Origin of the sequence: Pseudomonas sp. RA_35y_Pfl2_P32 (genome assembly GCF_963970735.1) — a bacterium.
Classification (GTDB): domain Bacteria; phylum Pseudomonadota; class Gammaproteobacteria; order Pseudomonadales; family Pseudomonadaceae; genus Aquipseudomonas.
The window spans coordinates 1-607 of sequence record NZ_CAXAQF010000134.1; the positions used below are offsets into that span (position 1 = coordinate 1).

Consider the following 607-nt stretch of genomic DNA (forward strand, 5'->3'; position numbering starts at 1 on the left):
TCACCGACGAAGCAGCGGCGCGATGCGATGTTGCACTTCACGCCGTTGACGCGGACGTGGCCGTGCGAAACCAGCTGACGCGCAGCCCACACGGTCGGCGCGAACTTGGCGCGATACACGATCATGTCGAGACGCTGCTCGAGCAGGCCGATCAGGTTCTGGCCGGTGTCGCCCTTCATGCGCGCGGCTTCGGTGTAGCAAGCGCGGAACTGCTTTTCCGTCACGTCGCCATAATAGCCCTTGAGCTTCTGCTTGGCGCGCAGCTGGATGCCGAAGTCCGAGACCTTGCCCTTGCGGCGCTGGCCGTGCTGGCCGGGGCCATATTCACGCTTGTTGACGGGCGATTTGGGGCGGCCCCAAATATTCTCGCCCATACGGCGATCGAGCTTGTACTTTGCGGATGAACGCTTCGACATGAGATATTCCTTGGCAAATGCTTCGTGACAAGACCGCCTGCCTGCGCAAACGATCGATACCCGGTATCGCTCTATCCGAACCTGTAAGGGATACGGGCAGGGCCACCACTTCACCGGGGTGTGGGGCCAAATGCGAAGGCGGGCGGTTAGCGGGACCGGTCGCATGAGTCAAGCTGGACAGGCGCGCCGCG

At 62.4% G+C, this 607-nt stretch carries 1 protein-coding gene; it reads right to left on the reverse strand.

Annotation, left to right across the window (positions count from 1 at the left end):
- A partial coding sequence (rpsD, locus tag AACY45_RS27485; RefSeq protein WP_339548602.1) for a 30S ribosomal protein S4 occupies window positions 1-416 on the reverse strand: 416 nt, incomplete at its 3' end.
- Window positions 417-607 lie beyond the last annotated feature (191 nt).